Source organism: Pseudolysinimonas kribbensis, from assembly GCF_030161895.1.
GTDB lineage: Bacteria > Actinomycetota > Actinomycetes > Actinomycetales > Microbacteriaceae > Pseudolysinimonas > Pseudolysinimonas kribbensis.
This window is the reverse complement of the sequence record NZ_BSVB01000001.1, coordinates 2102154-2121673: the sequence shown is the minus strand read 5'-3', so window position 1 is coordinate 2121673 and position 19520 is coordinate 2102154. Positions and strand designations below refer to the sequence as shown.

Below are 19520 nucleotides of genomic sequence, written 5' to 3'. Positions count from 1 at the left end.
GATTCCGAAGGTCGTCATGGAGCGAGGATACCGTCAGTACCACTGATGATCAGTGAGCCGATAGGATTCACCGTGTGGCGACCGACGTGACACCGCTTGACGACCGGCTCGGCTTCCTGCTGAAGACCGCATACGCCCAGCTGGCCCAGCGGGTGGATGCCGCCCTCGCCCCGCTCGGGCTCACCGCCCGGCAGCTCGCCGTGCTCTCCGTGATCGCGGCGGACGACGCGCTCTCGCAGATCGCCCTCGGCGAGCGGCTCGGCGTCGATCGCACGACGATCGTCGCGATGCTCGACGAGCTGGAGGGCAGCGGCCTCGTGGAACGCCGCCGGGACCCGCGCGATCGACGGCGCAACGCCCTGGTCCTCACGGGATCCGGTCGCGCGCGCGTCATGCGGGCCGAGCGAACCCGTGCTGCGGCCGAATCCGCCTTCCTGTCACGGCTCGACGAATCCGCGGCACGCGACCTCGTCGCGGCGCTGCGGAGTCTCGTGCGGCATCCGGACGGCTAGCGGGCCTCGCGCCGCGTCCGGCGACGCAGGCGCACGGCGATCAGCGCGCCGAAGCCCATCATCATGAGCAGCGCGGCGGCTGCGATGAGCGCCCGCGGGTCGACGCCCGTCGACGCGAGCGCCGCACCCGCGGTCCAGATCGTCGCGGAGTCCTCCGGGTCGGCGAGCGTCGGCAGGTCGACGCTGATGTCGGTGCCCGTCACGTGCGCGGTGTTGGTGATCGGCCCGAAGCCGGCGTGGGGGCTCAGCAGGGTCGTCAGCGTGACCGCGGGTGCGGACTGCAGCGCCCCGAGCGGACGATCGAGCGTGCAGACCAGCGTGCCGCCGTAGCCGGAACCGTTTCGCCCCGTCACCTCGCAGCTCTGCCAGGACGGCTGACCCGCGTCGGCCGGCGCCGGGTCGACCGACAGCACCTTGAGGGTCGCCGGGATGGGGTCGACCAGTTGGACCTGGTCGGCCGCGCCGAGGCCGCTGTTGCCGCTCCTCATGACGTAGTCGACGGTGGTGCCGACCGGCACGTTGGTCGAGGAGACGTCCTTGGTGAACCACAGCGAGGCCGCCGGGTCGCCGTGCGCGTCGGCGCAGCTCGCGGTCGCCGCCGGGTAGGTCAGCGCGAGCGTCGTGGTCGGGTTGATGCTGATCCGCACCGACCCGTCCGCGCGCAGCCCGTACTCCGGCAGGGTGCTGTCCTGCACGAGGTTCTCCCACTGCGGCGTCTCCCCCGGCTCGGCGGCGCGCCACCCCGGCCACAGGATGCCCTGCTGCGTCGACGGGTCGACCGCGGCACCCGGCCAGAGCAGCGTGCCCGTGATCGGACCGGCATCCGGGTCGCCGCCCTCGAGCGGAACGGTGTCGGTGTGCACGACGGTGCCGGCGCCGTCGAGCCACTCGACGGTCATGGTCTTGCCCGACAGGTCGACGTTGCGCGCATCGACGGAGTACTGCAGCCACGGCGCGTCCTTCACGCACTGCGGCGTGACCGTCGCATCAAGCCACTTGACCGGGAGCGAGACGGTGTCGTCGTCACCGGTCACCACGCGCGTCGTCGACGTGACGGCGGCCGTGTTGTCGAGGTCGTCCTGCGCGATCTGCGGGCGCACGCTCACGTGCGCCGTGATGCGCGGCGCGGTGGCACCCACCCCGAGCAGGATGCCGGGCTCGGCGCCGAGGTCGCAGGCGAGGGTGCCGCCGTAGCCGTCGCCGTCCGCGCCGGTCACCGCGCAGCTCCAACCGGCCGCGTCGATGCCGGTCACCCGGAGGTCGTCGTCGAGCGGGTCGGCGACGTGCACGCCGGCCGCGGCGACCTCGCCGGTGTTGGCGACATCCATCGTGTAGTCGAAGTCGGTGGCGCCCTGCACGATCGTCGCGGTCGCCTCCTTGTCGATCGAGAGCGATCCGAGCAGGAAGGTGTTGACGATCGTGACCTCGGACGGCGATCCGGCGGCCAGAGTCACGGTGCCGTCCGCGGGCGACAGCGCGTGGGTGACGGCGTCGCCCTGGTCGGTCTCGTCGACGGTGCAGATCGCCCCGACCGGGAGGCCGCTCACCGTGCGGGTGTAGTGGCCGGGCGACAGCGTGAGGGTGGCGCGATCGCCGAGGTCGAGCGCAACGCTCGCACCGTCGTGGTCGAGGGTGCAGAGCAGCGAGGCCATGTAGGTGCCGTTGCCGTAGGTGTCGACGCCGTCGCCCTCCTGCTGCTTGGTGACCACGAGGTCCTGCACGTCGAAGGTGTTGGTGATGCCGATCGTCGCGGTGCCGTTCGCGGGCACCGTCGACGGCGACATCGCGCCGACGCTCGAGCTCGTCGATCCGCCGGTCGCGGTCTCGAGCGCCTGGCAGCTCGCGCCGCCGATGAGACCGGAGACCGTCGCGCGGTAGTCGTGCGCGGCGTCGAGGGTCACGATGCCCGCGTCCGGCAGCGGGATGGTGAGGAGCTCGCCGTTGCGCTGCCAGGTGCAGCTCAGCTGCGCCTCGAACGGCCCGGTGCCCCAGGCGGACGCGCCCGCGCCGGTGATCGTCTTGTCGAGCTCGACGGAGCCCGTGTCGAAGCGGTTGGTCAGCACCGCGGTCGTCAGCCCCACGGTCTGCGGGCCGCTCGGGCCCGCGATCGCGACCGAGGCGTCCGCGGCGTTCGTCGTCGCGCCGCCGGCGTCCGTCTCGCTCAGGGCGCACTGCGTGCCCGCGGGCATGACCGGGTCGAGCGTGCGGGTCTCGCCCGCCTGCAGGATCACGGTCGTGGTCTGGACGTGCTGGCCCCGGTAGCTGCAGTCGACGCCGACGGTGTACGAGCCGGTGCCGTAGTCGGTGGCGCCCGCGCCCGTCACGAGCTTGCTGATCGCGAGGCGTCCGCCGTCGTAGACGTTGGTCACGACGGCGTCGTACCCGGCGTGGGTGCCGAGCACGATGGCGGTTGGGCCGCCCTCGGTCGCGGGCACGGCCGAGCCGCCGTCGACGTTCACCTGGATGCGGTCGGCGTGATCGCTGTCGGTCTCGGTGAGCGCGCAGACGGCGGTCACGGGGAGATCCGCGATCGTGCGGCTGGCACCGTCAGCGAGCGTGAAGGCGACGTCGGCGGCGGCGAGCGGCACCGCGAGCGTGCCGGCCCCGGTCGCGGCGGTGCACGACAGCGCGAACGAGAACGGCCCGACCTCGCCCACCGTCGCGGTCGTCGACACGTGCTTGGTCACCACGAGCGAGGTGGTGCCGTAGGCGTTGGTGATCGTCGCGCGCTGGGTGGGGGAACGGCATCCGCGGAGCCCGCGGCGGTCGTCACGGCGATCCCGGCTCCGGTTCCGGATGCCGCCGCCGGGCTGTACGAGGTCGAGCTCGCTCCGCTGGGGCTCTCCACGATCCCGCAGTCGGCGCCCACCGGGATCCCGTCGATCCGTGCGGTGTAGCCGGTCGCCGACGCGAGCGTCAGGGCGCCGCCGGAGGGCAGCGTCACGGGGGCACCCGCCACGGTGCAGGTGGCGGTCGCGGCGTACGAGACCGGGGCGTAGGCCGCGCCGGCGCCGATGATCGCCTTGGTCACCTGCAGCGGTCCGGTGAGCAGCTGCACGCCCGCGCGGGCCGGCTCGACGCGGCGGTCCGCGTAGCCGGCGCCGAACTTCGCCCACACCCCGAAGCTGTTCCACGCCTGCGCGGTGCCGAGCGGCACGGTCGTGGGGGCGAGCTTGTCGGACGCGGTCGTCGACGGCTGGTTCACCGTGCGGTAGGTGACCGCGACGGTGGCAGCCGGGGGCAGGGTGCCGGACGGGGAGGCGCCGACCACCGAGGTGAAGTCGAAGACGATGCGGATCGCCGTCACCCGGGCGAGCTGGGTCGCCGACATCGTCGCGCCATCGACCCACGTCGCGGTCGAGCAGCTGGAGTCGGTGTCGTAGGAGGGGCACGGGTCGGCGGACGTCGTGCCCTGCCAGCTCATGGCCGCACCGGCCGACAGGTCGTCGGTGGCGAGCGTGACGCCGCCGGCGAAGACCGGGCGGAAGGTCGTGCCGCGGCTCGCGCCCGAGCGGAGGTAGCTGTCGCCCGGCTTCGGCAGCACGTCGACGACGGTCGCCGCCGTCGCCGGCACGTTGCCGCCGTTGACGATCTGCAGCTTCCACTGATCGGTGGCGCCGACGACGGTGTTCGCCGCGCACGGCTGGCGGTAGTAGCCCTGGGGGTCGGCGACGCAGGGCGTGGCCGCGTTGTTCACGTTGACCGCGCCGCGGGTCGACTCGCCCGCACCGTCGACATCGCCCTTGACGCCCTTGAACGAGCTGATCGCCGAGGCCGAGATCGTGCTGACGGAGTTCTGCGTGAGGCAGCTCGTGCCGCCGGCGGTGAAGGTCACGGGCTGGCCGTTGCCAGATGCGCTGTTCGTGCAGGCGCTCAGCGCGCGATCGCTCGAGAACCGGAACTGGTTCGGGATCGCGCCGTGGCTGGCCTGCAGCCCCGGCTGGATGGCGATCGGGATCACGAGCGTGACCTTCTCGCCCGGCGCCATGCGCGATCCGGCCGGCCAGGTCACGGTGATGCGCTTGCTCGTCGCGTCGAACGCGACGCTCTGCCCGGAGGTCGGCAGCAGGCCGCCGGTCGACGTCGCGGAGGTGATCTCGCTCGTGGGGTCGAAGACGAGGGCGCCGTCGGCGGGCAGCTGATCGGTGACGACCGGGTTGGTGAGGTAGCCCGTGCCGGTGTTGGTCATCACCAGGGTCCAGTTGATGGTCTGGCCCGCCGGCGAGGTGGCGACATCCGGGGTCGTGGAGATGTCGACCGTGAACGTGCCCGGGTTCAGGCTCAGCGTCGCCGTGTTCGTCGCCGAGCGGTCCGCGAGGTGCGGGTTGCCGACGGTCGCGGTGACGTCGTCCGGCAGGGTCGACGGGAACGCCAGCACGGCGCCGGTGTCGCGGGTCGCCGGTCGCAGCGTGACGGTGAACGCCGCGCTCGCGGTCCACGCGGCGGCCGGGCCCGTGATCGAGAACAGGTCGTTCGGGTTGCTGGGGTCGGTGGTGTCGTTGGTGAAGACGAACCGGATGCCGGTGACGGCGTTCGTATCGACACCGTCGGGCAGGGCGGCGCTCGCGGCCGCGGTGCCCGTGGTCCAGGTGCTCGACCCGTTCAGCTGCACGTCGACCTCGACGCGGTTCGCGCCGGTCGGGAGCGCGACGGCGCCGAGCGCGCCGAGCCGGACGGCGTTCCAGAACTCCGGGCGGGTGTCCTGCACGACCAGCCGATCCGGCGATGCGGTCGCGCCGTTGGAGCCGGCGGTGAGGGTGACCGTCACGGGATTCGCGCGGTCCTTCTCGAGGAGCGCACTCGGGCTGAAGGACTTCGCGGTGGTCACCGCGAGAGCCGCGTCGCTGAGGGTGAGGTCGACCGATCGCGTGATGTACGCGGCGGAGGCGTCGAGCACGCCGTCCCATGACTCGGCGAACGCGGTGTTCGTGATCGTCCGCGGGGTGACGGGCGTCGCGGGGGAGCTGCGCAGGGTGGGGCGCAGCTGCGCCGTGATGGTCAGCCTGGGCTTCGCGGTGGAGACGATCGTGCCGCCGTCGGCCTGGCTCGAGCCGATCCACAGCACGCTCACGCCGACGACGTCGCGCAGCGCGCTCGCGCTCGTGAGCGTCGAGCTCGTGAGCCCCACCGTGGCGGTGTGCCCGTCGGCGTACCAGAGCTCGATGCCGGATGCCGTGGCGTCGATGCCGGTGCTGCCCGTGTAGCCGCTCGGCACGATCTTCGTGATGGTGAAGGCGTCGAACGGACTGGTGGCCGGATTCCACGTCGCGCCGGCGTACGGGTCGACGGTCCAGCCGGAGACGCCGTCGGCGCTGGGGTGCGCGCAGTCCGACGGCGTCAAGGCAGCGCAGGGCGCCTGGTCGGTGACCCGCAGAGCCCACGCCTTCGCCGGCGCCGTGTTGTTGGCGGTGAGGGTGAAGTCGGTGCTCGGATACGCGGCATCCGGGATGTCGCCCGCGACCGGGATGGCGACCGCGGTCGGGGCGACGGTCTTGGTGAGGGCGACGCCCGGGGTGGTGTCGAGCACGAGGAGGTCGGCGCTCGCCGTGCCGGTCTGCGCATCGAGCGCCACGCCCGCGGTGTTGGTGACGACGCCGGCGTCGGCGTCGTTGTAGGTGCGCGACCCGGTGACCCACGGGTGGGCCGGGTCGCCCGAGGCATCCCGCAGCGTGTTGCGCAGCTGGAAGACGAAGGTGACGGCTCGACTGTCCGGCCCGCTGGCGACGCCCGACCCGACCGGCGGGGCAAGCGGGTCGGTCGTGCGGCCGCCGGCCCACTCGGCGAACGTGATCCGCACCCCCACGGTGGATGCCTGCTCCGCAGTGCTCAGCGAGTACGCGGGCATCTTGCCCTGACAGACCGCCGCCGAAGTGCAGACCTTGCTCGTGATGTCGGTTGGCTGCGCGGCGCCGGAGGCGAACAGCTCCACCTTGGTGACGCGGTCGTAGGCGATGAGCGGGTCGGTGGCGGTCGTGATCGCGTTGATCCTGGTGAGGTTGAACGCCTGGAACACGGTGCTCGAGACGGCTGCCGACGGATCGGCGGGCTCGGTCACCGTCGCGGTCGTGTAGCCCGAGATCTCGGTGCCCCACCGGACGGTGGCGTTGGCGGCGTCGCCGGACTGGGCGTTGACGGTGGCGACGTTCCAGCTCTTGCTCGGGGCGATCATCCCGCCGGACCCGCCCGCGAGCTGCTTGATGACGGCGGTGCTGCTGGAGCCGGTCGTGGCGGTCACCGGCCCCTCGCCGTCGATCACGACGTCGCCGATCGCGGTCGCGGTGGCCGCGTTCGTGTAGGTCACGTTCGACCCGGAGCCGGCCGTGCTCTCCCCGAATCGCGCACGGTCGCGCGCGCCACGAAGGCGAGATTCGCCTGCAGGGTCGAGGCCTGGGCGAAGCCGTCGACGTTGGTGAACGTCAGTCGCACGCCCTGGAGGTTCGACGCGCCGGGGAGCGCGGCCTGGTAGTAGGCGGCGCCGGCCGACGCGGGCACCGAGGCCACGACGTCCCACGTCGTGCGGTCGGTCGTGGTGGCGACGGTCAGCGCGGCCCCCGCCGGTACCTGCGTCGGCGCGACGGCGACGATGTCGAACGCGCCCCAGTAGTCGCCGGCCGCGCCCGTGGCGAGGTCCTGGATGATGACCGTCGTCGGATGCACGAAGCCCGAGTCGGAGTCGGTCGTCGCCTTCAGCTGCGCGATCGAGCGGCCGCCGGCCGGGATCGGCTTGGCCGCGGACGGCGTGATGGTCTTCGTCAGCGCGACCTTCACCTGCGGATAGAGCACGCCGAGCGACGCGGTCGGCACGGCGCGCGCGGCGTCGCCCGCGTCGTTGTGCCCGTCGACCCACCCCGTCTCGACCACCGTCGCCGGCGCGGCGCTCGAGGCGGCGATGTCCTTCGCGACCTGGATGCGCACCGGCAGCGACGCGGTGGCGCTCGGCGCGATCGCGCCGCGGTACACGACCGTGAAGCCCGTGACCGTCTGCCCCGCATCGAGGGCCGGGGAGCCGGGAAGGGCGTCGCCCTGGTGCAGCACCACGTCATCCGGGACGGCGCCGCCGCTGACGCTCCAGCTCAACGTCGCCGAGGTCGCCCCGGTCGGCCAGGCGGCACCGGAGGCGAAACCCGCGAAGGTCACCTTCGGCCCGAGCAGTGTTCCGCCGACCGGCTGGGTCAGCGTGAACGTCGACAGCGGGCCGTTGGAGGTGTTGACGCCCGTGAGGGTCACGGTCGTGGTCGTGCCCGCCGGGATCCGGGGGCCGGCGAACGCGGTCGAGCCCGACACGGTCGCGGTCAGGCCGCCGATCGTGTAGCTCGCGGTCGCGCTGCTCGACGCCGCGCCGTGGTTGCCGAGCGAGACGGTGCCGAGCACGGTCGCCGTCGCCGCGCCGCCGGTGACGAGCGGGGTGTGTGCCGATCGGGTCTGCGTGCGCTGCGCGAGCTGGAGCACGACCGAGCCCGCCGCCCCCTTGGCGGTGATGCCGGTCGCACCCGAGGTCGAGGTGAAGGTGATGCGCAGGCCCGCGACGTCCGCGGCGACGACGCCGTCGGGCAGAGCCGCCGTCGCCAGCGGGACGCCGGTCACCCAGTGGTCGGTGTCGGCGTCCACCTGGATCCGGTCGGCGCCGGCCGGGAAGGTCACCGCTCCCAGACCGCTCAGGTCGACCGTGTCGAACAGGTCGCCCGGGGCCGCGGGGTCGGCCGGCACCGCGAGCACCAGGCTCTGTGCGCCGCCGTTGGACGTGTTGCGGATGCCGACGGTCAGGTTCGAGGCCTCGCCCACCTTGTACTGCGTCGCGGTCGGCGCCCACGCCGCGGTGGCGGCGGTGGCGGGCGTGTACGGGATCGTCACGGTGGTGGTCGCCGACGAGGTGCGTGTGGCCGCGTTGTCGGCCGTGGCCGTCGCGGTGTCGGTGATCGGCGTGCCGTTCGAGGCCCAGTCGGGGCTGAGCGTCGCGGGCGCACTGAGGGAGACCTGGATGGAGGGGCGCTGCCGTCCGGCAGACCGATGCCGCCCTCCTCGAGCGCAGCCGTGAACTGCACCGTCAGGGTGCGGCCACCGGCGCCGCCCCAGCTCGTGGTGGCGGTGGCCCCGGTGACGACGACGTTGGGGTTGAGGGTGAGGGCGTCGAACTCCGGAGGCAGCACGTCGGTGACGACGGCGTTGCGGCATCCGGCGCTCGAACAGCTCGGGCTGATCGTGTAGGTGAAGGTCTGGCCGGGCGCGACGGCGCTCTTGTCGACCGACACGGCGATGTCGAGCACGGCCGTGTCGGCTGCCTGCGCCGGAGCAGCGAGCGCCACCGTTGCGAGCAGTGCCAGCAGCGCGGCGACCGCCGCGGTGAAGACGGCCGTACGCCGTCCCGAGCGCGCGAGATGACGCATGATCGTGAAGCCCCCGAAGGCGGTCCGCGAGATCCCCTCACGGTCGGTCCGCCTCGGGCAGGCTAAGCGGGGGACGCCGGGAGCCGGAAGACCCCAACGAAGGGGCTCCCCGAAGGGGTGACGAGGCGTGTCCCCCGGTTCGCGGCAGGCGTCAGCCGAGAACCCCCACGGAAGCGAGCGCGGCACGCAGAAGTGTCCCCCGACCGCCTTCGAGCTCGGCGTGGATCGAGGCACTGGATGCCTCCGCCGGCGTCATCCAGGTGACCTCCAGCGCATCCTGTCGCGGCTCGATCGTGCCGGTGACCGGCACGACGTAGGCGAGCGCGACCGCGTGCTGGCGCTCGTCGAGGTAGGCGCTGAGACCCGGGATCGGGAAGTACTCGGCGACGTGGAAGGGCACCGGGCTCGCCGGCAGCTGCGGGAACGCCATCGGCCCGAGATCCTTCTCGAGGTGCCGGAACAGCGCGTCGCGCAGCGTCTCGCCGAACATCACGCGGCCACTCACGAGCGTGCGCGTGATGTCGCCCTGCGCGTTGGCGCGCAGCAGCAGGCCGACGCTCGTGACGACGCCGAGCCCGTCGACCCGTACGGGCACGGCCTCGACGTAGAGGAGCGGGATGCGACGGCGCACGTCGGCGAGCTCCTCGTCGGTGAGCCAGGCGGAGTTCGGTTCCTCCGGGGGCGGATCTGGGGTGCCGACGGGGCTCATGCCCTCATTGTCGTCGCTCGCCGCGCCGACTCGTCGCGAAATGCAGGAACGGACGATGCCGGCCTGGCGGGTGATGATCCCGACGCGGCATCCCTCACGTCCGGTCCTGCATTTCGTCACGCGGGCTAGCCTCGGGAACATGGAGCTCGACCCGTCGGCCGTCATCTGGAACCGCGACGACCGTGCGGGCCGTCCGCTGCTCGTGATCCTGCACGGCCTCGGGGCGAGCGAGCGCGACTTCGTGCCGATCTTCCCGATGCTGCCGGACGACCTGGCGATCGCCTCGGTGCGCGCGCCGATCGACTTCGCGCCCGGCGCCGCCTGGTTCCAGCCGCAGCAGTCCGACGCGCTCGCCCGCGAGATGGACGAGTCGACGGATGCCCTGGTGCGCTGGGTCGCGACGCAGTCCGGTCACCCGTCGGTCGGCATCCTGGGCTTCTCACAGGGCGGCGCGATCGCGGTGCACACGTTGCGCCGCGCACCGGAGCTGGCCGACTACGCCGTCAGCCTCGCCGGGTTCCTGCCCGGCGTCGCCGACGACACCGCCCTCGGCGAGCGCCGCACGCCGCTGTTCATCGGCTACGGGCTCGCCGACGACGTCGTGCCGCGGGCCTGGACCGACATGCTCGTCGACTGGGCGACGCCGCTCACCGAGGTCGCGACGCACTTCTACCCGGGGTTGACGCACGCGGTCTCCGAGGAGGAGATCGCGGACGCGTCCGCCTTCATCCGCGCGCACCTGCCGTGACGGCGCCCGCTCTCGACTCCGACGCGATCCTCTGGAGCGCGTCGCCCGAGGCGCGACCCGGGCGCCCCTGCTCCTCGCGATGCACGGGCGGGTCAGCGGCGAGCAGCGGCTCGTGACGGCGTCGGCCTCGTTCCCCGAGGACTTCGTGATCGCGCACCTGCGCGGGACGCGGGCCGAGGAGGGCACATGGTCGTGGTTCGCCCCCGACAACGAGCGCGGCGATCCGCGACCGGAGGATGCGTCGGCCTCCGCGGCGGCGGTGCTGTCGTGGCTCGAGACGCTCCCTCCGGCGCCGCTCGTCGGGGCGCTCGGATTCTCGCAGGGCGGCGCGATGGCGCTGGAGCTGCTGCGCCACGATCCGGACCGCGTGCGCTTCGCCGTCAACCTGGGCGGGTACGCGGTGCGCGGCGAGCGGGCACGGGATGCCGAACTGCGTGAGCGCAGACCCCCGGTCTTCTGGGGCCGGGGAGGGCTCGATCACGTGATCGGGCCGGTCGCGATCGACCGCACGACCGCGTGGCTCGATCGGCACGCGACCGTCACGGCGCACTTCTACCCGCGGCTGCGCCACACCGTGAGCAGGCGCGAGGCGGCGGATGCCGGCGCGTTCCTGCAGGAACGGCTCGGGCGCTAGGCCTCCGCGGTCGCCTCGCGCCGCTCGGGCGCCGGGCCGCGCGCCGCGCGGATCGCCGACCGCCCCGACGGCACCACGATGGCGACGAGCATGACGAGCGCGGTCGCCGCACCGCCGAGCACGAGGAGCACCTGTACCGTCCAGACGTCGGCGAGCGGGCCGAACGCGACCATGCCGATCGGAGTCGCCAGCGCCATCACGATGCCGACGTAGCTGAACACGCGACCGTGCTTCTCCGGCTCGACGGTCTCCTGGATGAGCGTCATGAACGGCGCCGAGAAGGCGGGCACGATGAGCCCGAACACGAACATGACGCCGTAGAAGACCCACAGGTTCGGGCTGAACCCGAGGGCGACGTTCAGCAGTGCGAAGCCGAACGTCGAGAACAGGATGAGCCCCAGCCGGCTCCGCTTGGCGAGCACGGTCGAGACGGCGACGCCGCCGAGCGTCATGCCGATGCCGAATGCGACCTCGAGGCCCGCCAGCATCCACGGCTCGTCGCCGAACGAGCGCGCCACCATGAGCGGGGTGAGGAACGACGGCGCGACCGTCAGCACGAAGATGATCGTGAAGACGAGCAGGAGCCAGCGCACGACACCGTGTCCCGCGATGTAGCGCAACCCGTCGGCGAGGTCGGCGAAGTAGCCGGTGGTGGCCTGGGTCATGCGCTGCAGCGAGGGCACCCGCACGAGCGCCATCAGGCCGATGCCGATGACGGCGGTGACGACGTCGATGAAGAAGGTCGGCACGATGCCGACCAGCCCGAAGACGAGCCCGGCCGCCGCGGGGGCGACGAGCGACATCGCGGACTGCACCGTGCCGTAGAGGCCGTTGACGCGCATCAGCTGATCGGGCGGTGTGATCTGGGGGATGAGCGCCTGGACGGCGGGCTGCTGGACTCCGGCCCCGATCGAGCGCACGCCCACGGCGAGCAGGATGATCCACAGGTCGGTGATCCCCGACATCATGACGAGTGCGAGGGCCAGCGTCGTCAGCGCGATGACGCCGTCGGAGGTCATCGCCAGGATGCGCCGGTTCACCCGGTCGGCGAGCGTGCCGCCGAAGATCGAGACGAGACCCTGCGGAGCGAAAGCGGCGAGCGCGTAGAGCGCCACCGCCCAGCCCGACTTGGTCTCGAGCGTGACATACCACATGACCGCGTACTGCACGATCATCGAGCCGAACAGCGAGACGGTCTGCCCGCTGAGGAAGATCGCCGCGTTCGAGCGCCAGCGCTCGGGCACCGCAACGGGGGCGGCGATGTCGGTCATGACGTCCTCGTCGGTCGGAGTCGGTCGCGAATGTGGACAGCGTACACAGGGCATCTGACGGCGGTCGCGTGGAGGATGAGGGGATGGCATCCGCCCTCGAGCCGTTCTCCCCCGCCACGCGGGCGTGGTTCGAGGGCGCGTTCGCCGGCCCCACCCCCGCCCAGGCCGGCGCGTGGGAGGCGATCTCCTCCGGGCGGCACGCGCTCGTCGTCGCGCCCACCGGCTCCGGCAAGACGCTGTCGGCGTTCCTCTGGTCGCTCGACCGGCTCGCCGCCGAGGTGCGCCCCGCCAATCCGAAGCAGCGCACCCGGGTCCTCTACATCTCGCCGCTCAAGGCGCTCGGCGTCGACGTGGAGCGCAACCTGCGCGCCCCGCTGGTGGGCATCACCCAGACCGCGCGGCGGCTGGGGCTCGACGTGCCGCCGATCTCGGTGGGGGTGCGGTCGGGCGACACACCCGCCGCCGACCGCCGGATGCTGCTGCGGGAGCCGCCGGACATCCTGATCACGACGCCCGAGTCGCTCTACCTGATGCTGACCTCGGCGGCGCGCGAGACGCTCACCGGCGTGGAGACCGTCATCGTCGACGAGATCCACGCGGTCGCCGCGACGAAGCGCGGGGCGCACCTCGCGGTGTCGCTCGAGCGACTCGACGCGATGCTCGAGACGCCCGCCCAGCGGATCGGCCTCTCGGCGACCGTGCGGCCGGTCGAGGAGGTCGCGCGGTTCCTCGGCGGGCGCGCGAGCGTCGAGATCGTCAAGCCGCCGATCCAGAAGACGTTCGACCTGCGCGTGGTCGTGCCCGTCGAGGACATGACGGAGCTCGGGGCGCGCCAGACCGCCGAGACGCTCGAGGACGACGAGACGGCGCTGCAGAGTGCCGGGTCGATCTGGCCGCACGTCGACCGGGCGATCCTCGACGAGATCCTGCGGCACCGTTCGACGATCGTCTTCGCGAACTCCCGCCGGCTCGCCGAGCGGCTCACGGCCTCGTTGAACGAGCTGTACGAGGAGCAGGTCACCGGCTCGGCGCCGGAACGCTTCCCGGCGCAGGCGGTCGGCGGCTCCGGCATCACGGGGGCCGCGAAGCTCGCGACCGCGGTCACCGGGGTCCCGTATTGGCGCGCGCGCACCACGGCTCCGTCTCGAAGGAGCAGCGGGCGCTCATCGAGGACGACCTGAAGTCCGGCCGGCTGCGCTGCGTCGTCGCCACGAGCTCTCTCGAGCTGGGCATCGACATGGGGGCGGTCGACCTCGTCATCCAGGTCGAGTCACCGCCGTCGGTGGCGTCCGGCCTGCAGCGCGTCGGTCGCGCGGGCCACCAGGTCGGCGAGATCTCGAAGGGCGTGCTGTTCCCGAAGCACCGCGCCGACCTGCTGCACACGACGGTCGTGAGCGAGCGGATGACGGCCGGGCTGATCGAGGCGATCGCGATCCCGCAGAACCCGCTCGACATCCTGGCCCAGCAGACCGTCGCGGCGACGGCGCTCGACAGCCTCGACGTGGAGGAGTGGTTCGACACGGTGCGCCGCTCGGCGCCGTTCGCCACCCTGCCCCGGTCGGCGTTCGACGCGACGCTCGACCTGCTCGCCGGACGCTACCCCAGCGACGAGTTCGCCGAATTGCGTCCGCGGATCGTGTGGGATCGCGTGGCCGGCACGATCGCCGGTCGCCCCGGATCGCAGCGCCTGGCCGTGACATCCGGCGGGACGATCCCCGACCGCGGCATGTTCGGCGTCTTCATCGTCGGCACCGAGGACGGTGCGCGCCGCGTTGGCGAGCTCGACGAGGAGATGGTGTACGAATCGCGGGTGGGCGACGTCTTCGCCCTCGGCGCGACGAGCTGGCGCATCGAGGAGATCACCTCCGACCGCGTGCTCGTCTCTCCCGCGTTCGGCCAGCCGGGTCGGGTGCCGTTCTGGAAGGAGACGGCCTCGGCCGTCCTGCCGAGCTCGGCAAGGCGATCGGCGGGTTCACGGCCGAGCTCCTGGCCGGAGGCCGGAAGGGCGAGGCGGTTGCGGAGCGCCTGCGCGCCGCCGGACTCGACGAGTACGCCGTCGGCAACCTGCAGCGCTTCGTGCACGAGCAGAAGGAGGCGACCGGCGCGGTGCCGACCGACACGACCCTCGTGGTCGAGCGGTTCCGCGACGAGCTCGGCGACTGGCGCCTCGTGCTGCACTCCCCTACGGCATGCCCGTGCACTCGCCGTGGGCGCTCGCGGTCGCCGCGCGCATCCGGGAGCGGCTCGGGGTCGAGGGCTCGGCGATGGCGGGCGACGACGGGATCGTCGTGCGGCTGCCCGAGACCGATGCCGAGGCCCCGGGGCCGACCTGTTCCGCTTCGAGCCGCAGGAGCTCGACGAGCTCGTGACGCTCGAGGTCGGCGGTTCGGCGCTGTTCGCCTCCCGGTTCCGGGAGTCGGCCGCGCGTGCGCTGCTGCTGCCGCGCATGAACCCGACCCGGCGATCCCCGCTCTGGCAGCAGCGGCAGCGCAGCGCCCAGCTGCTCGAGGTGGCGCGCAAGTATCCGAGCTTCCCGATCATCCTGGAGACCGTGCGCGAGGTGCTGCAGGACGTCTACGACCTGCCGTCGCTGCACACGCTCGCGACCGACCTGCAGGCGAACCGGGTCCGGATGGTCGAGGTCGAGACCGACGTGCCGTCGCCGTTCGCGCGCTCCCTGCTCTTCGGTTACGTCGCGGCGTTCCTCTATGAAGGGGACTCCCCGCTCGCCGAGCGCCGGGCCGCGGCGCTCTCGCTCGACCCGACGCTGCTCGCCGAACTGCTCGGCCGAGCCGAGCTGCGCGAACTGCTCGACCCGGAGGTCATCGAGCAGACGGAGCTCGAGCTGCAGCGCCTCGCCCCCGACCGCCGCGCGCGCGACGCGGAGGGCGTCGTCGACCTCCTCCGCGTCCTCGGCCCCCTCACCCTCGCCGAGATCCACGCCCGCTCTTCATTGAGCCCAATTGGGGTCACCGAACCAATTGGTGACCCCAATTGGGATCTTTCAAGGGCGCTGGGGGAGCTGGCGCGGGCGAACCGGGTGCTGCGGGCGACCGTCGCGGGCGAGGAGCGGTGGGCCGTCATCGAAGACGCCTCCCGCCTGCGCGACGCCCTCGGGGTCCCGCTGCCCATCGGCGTGCCGAGCGCGTTCCTCGACCCGGTCGCCGACCCGGTGGGCGATCTCGTCAGCCGCTACGTGCGCACCCACGGCCCGTTCACCGCCGCCGACGCGGCCGCACGGCTCGGGCTCGGAGTCGCCGTCGTCCTCGACGCCCTGCGCCGGCTCGCGGCCGACCGGCGCGCGGTCGAGGGCGAGTTCCGGCCGGGAGCGACCGGCAGCGAATGGGTGGATGCCGAGGTCCTGCGGCGCCTGCGCGCCCGGTCGCTCGCGGCGTTGCGCTCCGAGGTCGAGCCGGTGCCGCAGCGCGCACTCGGACGCTTCCTCCCGGATTGGCACCACGTCGGCGCGCTGGAGCTGAAAGGAGAGGCCATTTCTGGCCTCTCCCGCGACGCCAGCGCCGAGGCCCGTCTCGGGCCTCGGGTCACGGCTCCCCGACCTGCTCTGCGCGGGGTCGACGGCGTCGTCGCCGCGATCGAGCAGCTCGGCGGCGTCGCGCTGCCGGCGTCCGCATGGGAGGCCCTGATCCTGCCGAGCCGGGTGCGCGACTTCCTGCCGATGATGCTCGACGAGCTCACGACGACGGGCGAGGTCCTGTGGTCGGGTCGCGGGGAGCTGCCCGGCGGCGACGGCTGGCTCGCGCTGCACCTCGCCGAATCCGCACCGCTCACGCTGCCCGCGCCGGCGCTCGACGAGCCCGCGCTCGCCGACGCGACCGAGCTGCACGATCGCATCCTGCTCGCGCTCACGGGTGGCGGCGCCTTCTTCTTCCGGCAGCTGCAGCAGACGCTCGCCGCGACCGGGCCGGCCGACGACACCGACCTCGCCCGTGCGCTGTGGGATCTCGTGTGGGCCGGCCTCGTCACGAACGACACGCTCGCCCCGCTCCGCGCGCGCCTCGGCGCCACGACGTACCGCCCGCGCAAGCCGACGCGACGGCCGGGACGGCCATCGGCGCCGGCGTCGCTACGGAGGCCGGACATGACCTCCGCCTCCCGCTCCAGCGCGCCCCCGACCGTCGCCGGGAGGTGGAGCCTGCTGCCCCAGCCCGAGACGGCGACCACGGTGCGTGCCGCGGCTCTGGCCGAGCAGCTGCTCGACCGGCACGGCATCGTCACCCGCGGCGCGGTGCAGAGCGAGGGTGTGGCCGGCGGCTTCGCCCTCGCCTACAAGGTGCTCGCCGGGCTCGAGGAGACCGGCCGCACGCGACGCGGCTACTTCGTCGAGGGGCTCGGGGCCGCGCAGTTCGCGACGCCGGCGACGGTCGACCGGGTGCGCGCGTTCGCGCCGGAGCCCGAGGAGCACGATGATCTCGTCGCCCTGACGCTCGCCGCAACCGATCCCGCCAACCCGTACGGTGCGGCGATCGGCTGGCCCGCTCCGCCGGCCGACGCGGGGTCGGGCCACCGCCCGGGACGCAAGGCCGGCGCCCTCGTGGTGCTCGTCGACGGCGGCCTCGCCCTCTACGTCGAGCGCGGCGGCAAGACCGTGCTCGACCTGCTGCCCCACGACGACGCCGACCGCACCGTGGCCGCGCGCGCCGCCGCCGCCGCCTCGCTCGCCGCCACCGTGCGGGCCACGGGAGGCCGGCTGCGCGTCGAGAAGGTCGACGGGGCGTTCGCCGTCGGCACCCCGCTCGGCGACGCGCTCGTCGCCGCCGGCTTCGCGACCACGCCGCAGGGCCTGCGGCTGCGCGGCTGAGGCGCGGCATGCCCGAGGGCGACACGATCCGGATGACGGCACGGCGACAGCACGCGGCGCTCTCGGGCCGGGTGCTCACCGGTTTCGACATCCGGGTGCCGGAATTCGCGACCGTCGACCTGTCGGGTCAGACCGTGCGCGAGGTGGCGAGTGTCGGCAAGCACCTCTTCCACCGGTTCGATGAGCTGAGCCTGCACACCCATCTCAAGATGGAGGGGTCGTGGCGCACGGTGGCTCCGGCACAGCGCTGGCCGCGCCCCGCGTTCCAGGCGCGCGCCGTGCTCACCACGGCCGAGGTCGTCTCCATCGGGTTCGAGCTCGGCACCACCGAGCTCCTGCCGTCCGTCGATGAGGAGTCGGTGGTCGGGCACCTCGGTCCCGATCTGCTGGCGCCGGACGCGGCACGGCATCCCGCACCGCACGCCTGGGACGCGGCCGAGGCCGTGCGCCGCCTGTCGGCCGATCCTCTGCAGACCGTGTTCGGCGCGCTCCTGGATCAGCGCAACCTCGCCGGGATCGGCAACGTCTACGCCAACGAGCTGTGCTTCGTGCGCGGGCTGCTGCCGACGCGTCGGATCGGCGAGGTCGGCGACATCCCGGCGCTCGTCGACCTCGCGCGCCGGATGCTGTGGGCCAACCGCGATCGCGGCGCCCGATCGACGACGGGCGACCTGCGCCCCGGCCGCCGCACCTGGGTCTACGGACGCACGGGTGAGCCGTGCCGGCGCTGCGGCAGCACGCTGCTCGGCGGCGAGCTCGGGCGCCGCGAGGGCGAGGAGCGCGTCGTCACGTGGTGCCCGGTCTGCCAACGCTGAGTCCGACGGCACAGTGCTGGTTAGGGTGGATGCCATGACCGAGCCCGTGCCCCCGCCCAACCGGCGCAGCCGGGCCCGCTCACCGGCCTCGACGCGCCGCCCGAGAACGTCCAGCGCGGCGTCGCGTTCGCACTCATCGTGGTGCCGCTCGGCATCGTCGCGTGGGATCTGCTCTGGAACATCGGCTTCGTCGCATCGATCGTCGCCTTCGGCGTCGCCTGGGGTGCGCTGCGCCTGTACCGGATCGGCTCCAACGGCGTCTTCGGACGCAGCGGGGCGATCGCGGTCGCCGTCGTGACCATCGCCACCCTCGTGCTCGCGTTCGTCTCCGGCTACGCGGTCGCGCTGGTTGCACCGTTCTCGAAGGCGGCGGGCACGAGCATCCCGGAGTCGCTCGTCGACGGGCGGTTCTGGGGCATCGTCGTGCAGGCCATGACCACCGGCCCGGCGCTGATCTCGCTGCTGCTCGCGGCTGCGTTCGGCGCACTCGGCTGCTTCACACTGCTGCGCTCCGCGTTCCGCGTGACCCGTCCCGGGGCGGCCTCCGGGCAGGTCGCGGCCCCGTCGGCTCCTCATCAGCCGGGGGATCCCGGCGTCCCGCCGGTGCCGCCGGCCCCGCGCCGCCTGATGCAGGACGACGACGACCCGAACGGCTGAACCGGCTCAGCCCTCCTCGTCGCGCGCTCGCCAGCCGCGAGCGAGCACGAACAGCAGCCCGGCGATGATCGCGACGCCGATGCCGATGGTGAGCGGTGCGCCGAAACTCATCGCCATCGCCGCGTAATAGCCGACCGTGGTCGAGGTGCGGTCGTCGGCGATCGCGGCGAACCCCTGGTTCAGCCACACCGCCCCGCCCACGATGAGCACCACCGCGAGCGCGGCCGCCGCGAGATAGAACGGATTGCGGGTGACGTCCCGGGCCGAGACCGGCTCGGAGATGAGGATCGACTCATTCGAGGCGTCCGCTCGGGAGTCCGACGGCCCGGTCGGGATGACCTCCGCGGCGGGGGACCCGGCCACGGGCGATGCGGGCTCGGCGGCCGCGGTCGACGGGGTCGCGACCACCCGGGCAGGCCCCGCCGACACGACGGCGGCGCGGCGCAGGGCGCTCTCGCCGCGCTGTCCCATCCGGACCTCGCCCGCATACCCGCGCTGGAACGCCGGGTCGTATCGGGGGTCGACGCGTTTCTGGTCGTCCTCGGCCATGAGCACCTCCGCGCTGCGAGCCTACGCGCGGCCGGCGGCGGCGTGCGGGAGCGCCCTGGTCGTTGACTGGGAGAGCATCGACCGCGGCGGGCGCTTCGGGACGATGGAATCCGACCACGCGAGGCGGCCCGATACGGTCTGGCCCCCGGACGTGAGAGGGAGAGTGAAGAAGATGAACATCCTCGCGCTCATCATCGCGATCATCGCGGTCATCCTGCTGTTCACGGGTGGCTTCGTGTCCTCGCTGCAGTTCCTGCTGTGGATCGGCATCGTGCTGGCGGTCATCGCCATCATCGTGTGGCTGGTCCGTTTCATCAGCGGACGCGGAAGCCGGGTGTAACCGGCTCTGGGAACGGTCGTGGCCGGTGGATTCGTCCACCGGCTACGACTGCGCGAGCGTATGGTACGCGGCCCCCGAACGG

At 72.9% G+C, this 19520-nt stretch carries 13 protein-coding genes and 1 pseudogene; 7 read left to right on the top strand and 7 right to left on the bottom strand.

Annotation, left to right across the window (positions count from 1 at the left end; all coding sequences use genetic code 11):
• Positions 1-74 precede the first annotated feature (74 nt).
• Entirely contained in the window at positions 75-512 is a 438-nt protein-coding gene (locus QQK35_RS11810) for a MarR family winged helix-turn-helix transcriptional regulator (RefSeq protein WP_284254344.1), read from the top strand.
• On the opposite strand, the gene QQK35_RS11805 is transcribed toward QQK35_RS11810, so the two are convergent.
• The 5 genes from QQK35_RS11805 to QQK35_RS11785 all read right to left on the bottom strand — a co-directional run bounded on the left by QQK35_RS11805 (position 509) and on the right by QQK35_RS11785 (position 9605).
• Positions 509-3202 (bottom strand): DUF5979 domain-containing protein, encoded by a 2694-nt coding sequence (locus QQK35_RS11805; RefSeq protein WP_284254343.1) that lies wholly within the window; start codon positions 3200-3202, stop codon positions 509-511. The two genes, QQK35_RS11810 and QQK35_RS11805, sit on opposite strands and share 4 nt — an antisense overlap.
• Positions 3196-6813 carry a DUF5979 domain-containing protein gene (locus QQK35_RS11800; RefSeq protein ID WP_284254342.1) on the bottom strand — a complete coding sequence of 1206 codons (3618 nt, stop codon included), beginning with the start codon at positions 6811-6813 and terminating at the stop codon, positions 3196-3198. Before QQK35_RS11800 ends, QQK35_RS11805 begins: the two co-directional genes overlap by 7 nt.
• Entirely contained in the window at positions 6810-8363 is a 1554-nt protein-coding gene (locus tag QQK35_RS11795; RefSeq protein WP_284254341.1) for a hypothetical protein, read from the bottom strand. The genes QQK35_RS11800 and QQK35_RS11795 overlap by 4 nt, the downstream gene beginning before the upstream one ends.
• Positions 8360-8896 carry an isopeptide-forming domain-containing fimbrial protein gene (locus QQK35_RS11790; protein ID WP_284254340.1) on the bottom strand — a complete coding sequence of 179 codons (537 nt, stop codon included), beginning with the start codon at positions 8894-8896 and terminating at the stop codon, positions 8360-8362. Before QQK35_RS11790 ends, QQK35_RS11795 begins: the two co-directional genes overlap by 4 nt.
• 151 nt (positions 8897-9047) lie before the next feature.
• Positions 9048-9605 carry an NUDIX hydrolase family protein gene (locus tag QQK35_RS11785; RefSeq protein WP_284254339.1) on the bottom strand — a complete coding sequence of 186 codons (558 nt, stop codon included), beginning with the start codon at positions 9603-9605 and terminating at the stop codon, positions 9048-9050.
• Between the two features lie 139 nt (positions 9606-9744).
• Between QQK35_RS11785 and QQK35_RS11780 the strand changes: the two genes are divergently transcribed.
• Both QQK35_RS11780 and QQK35_RS11775 read left to right on the top strand, forming a co-directional pair.
• Positions 9745-10353, top strand: coding sequence for an alpha/beta hydrolase (locus QQK35_RS11780; RefSeq protein WP_284254337.1), 609 nt, complete (start codon positions 9745-9747; stop codon positions 10351-10353).
• 79 nt (positions 10354-10432) lie between these two features.
• Complete coding sequence (locus tag QQK35_RS11775; RefSeq protein WP_284254336.1) at positions 10433-10987, top strand: alpha/beta hydrolase; 555 nt, start codon at positions 10433-10435, stop codon at positions 10985-10987.
• Here the strand turns inward: QQK35_RS11775 and QQK35_RS11770 are convergent.
• Positions 10984-12258 (bottom strand): MFS transporter, encoded by a 1275-nt coding sequence (locus QQK35_RS11770; protein WP_284254335.1) that lies wholly within the window; start codon positions 12256-12258, stop codon positions 10984-10986. The two genes, QQK35_RS11775 and QQK35_RS11770, sit on opposite strands and share 4 nt — an antisense overlap.
• Positions 12259-12341: 83 nt before the next feature.
• Between QQK35_RS11770 and QQK35_RS19795 the strand changes: the two are divergent.
• The 3 genes and pseudogenes from QQK35_RS19795 (at position 12342) to QQK35_RS11745 (ending at position 18549) form a co-directional block, all read left to right on the top strand.
• Positions 12342-17077, top strand: a pseudogene (locus tag QQK35_RS19795) (ATP-dependent helicase).
• A gap of 8 nt (positions 17078-17085) precedes the next feature.
• On the top strand, positions 17086-17892 hold the full coding sequence (locus QQK35_RS11750; RefSeq protein ID WP_284254333.1) for a DNA-formamidopyrimidine glycosylase family protein: 807 nt from the start codon (positions 17086-17088) through the stop codon (positions 17890-17892).
• 141 nt (positions 17893-18033) lie between these two features.
• Positions 18034-18549 carry a hypothetical protein gene (locus tag QQK35_RS11745; RefSeq protein ID WP_284254332.1) on the top strand — a complete coding sequence of 172 codons (516 nt, stop codon included), beginning with the start codon at positions 18034-18036 and terminating at the stop codon, positions 18547-18549.
• 6 nt (positions 18550-18555) lie between these two features.
• Here QQK35_RS11745 and QQK35_RS11740 read toward each other — a convergent pair whose 3' ends face one another.
• The gene (locus tag QQK35_RS11740; protein WP_284254331.1) at positions 18556-19098 is read right to left on the bottom strand and encodes a hypothetical protein; all 543 of its coding nucleotides are present in this window, start codon (positions 19096-19098) and stop codon (positions 18556-18558) included.
• Here QQK35_RS11740 and QQK35_RS11735 point away from each other — a divergent pair.
• Complete coding sequence (locus QQK35_RS11735) at positions 19097-19438, top strand: hypothetical protein (protein WP_284255786.1); 342 nt, start codon at positions 19097-19099, stop codon at positions 19436-19438. The genes QQK35_RS11740 and QQK35_RS11735 overlap by 2 nt on opposite strands.
• The last annotated feature ends 82 nt before the right edge of the window (positions 19439-19520 follow it).

Excerpts from the sequence above, each read along its gene's own strand:
- QQK35_RS11790 (WP_284254340.1), bottom strand. The coding sequence starts at position 8,896 with ATGCGTCATCTCGCGCGCTCGGGACGGCGTACGGCCGTCTTCACCGCG.
- QQK35_RS11785 (WP_284254339.1), bottom strand. The coding sequence starts at position 9,605 with ATGAGCCCCGTCGGCACCCCAGATCCGCCCCCGGAGGAACCGAACTCC.
- QQK35_RS11780 (WP_284254337.1), top strand. The coding sequence starts at position 9,745 with ATGGAGCTCGACCCGTCGGCCGTCATCTGGAACCGCGACGACCGTGCG.
- QQK35_RS11775 (WP_284254336.1), top strand. The coding sequence starts at position 10,433 with ATGCACGGGCGGGTCAGCGGCGAGCAGCGGCTCGTGACGGCGTCGGCC.
- QQK35_RS11770 (WP_284254335.1), bottom strand. The coding sequence starts at position 12,258 with ATGACCGACATCGCCGCCCCCGTTGCGGTGCCCGAGCGCTGGCGCTCG.
- QQK35_RS11750 (WP_284254333.1), top strand. The coding sequence starts at position 17,086 with ATGCCCGAGGGCGACACGATCCGGATGACGGCACGGCGACAGCACGCG.
- QQK35_RS11735 (WP_284255786.1), top strand. The coding sequence starts at position 19,097 with ATGAGCACCTCCGCGCTGCGAGCCTACGCGCGGCCGGCGGCGGCGTGC.
- QQK35_RS11740 (WP_284254331.1), bottom strand. The coding sequence starts at position 19,098 with ATGGCCGAGGACGACCAGAAACGCGTCGACCCCCGATACGACCCGGCG.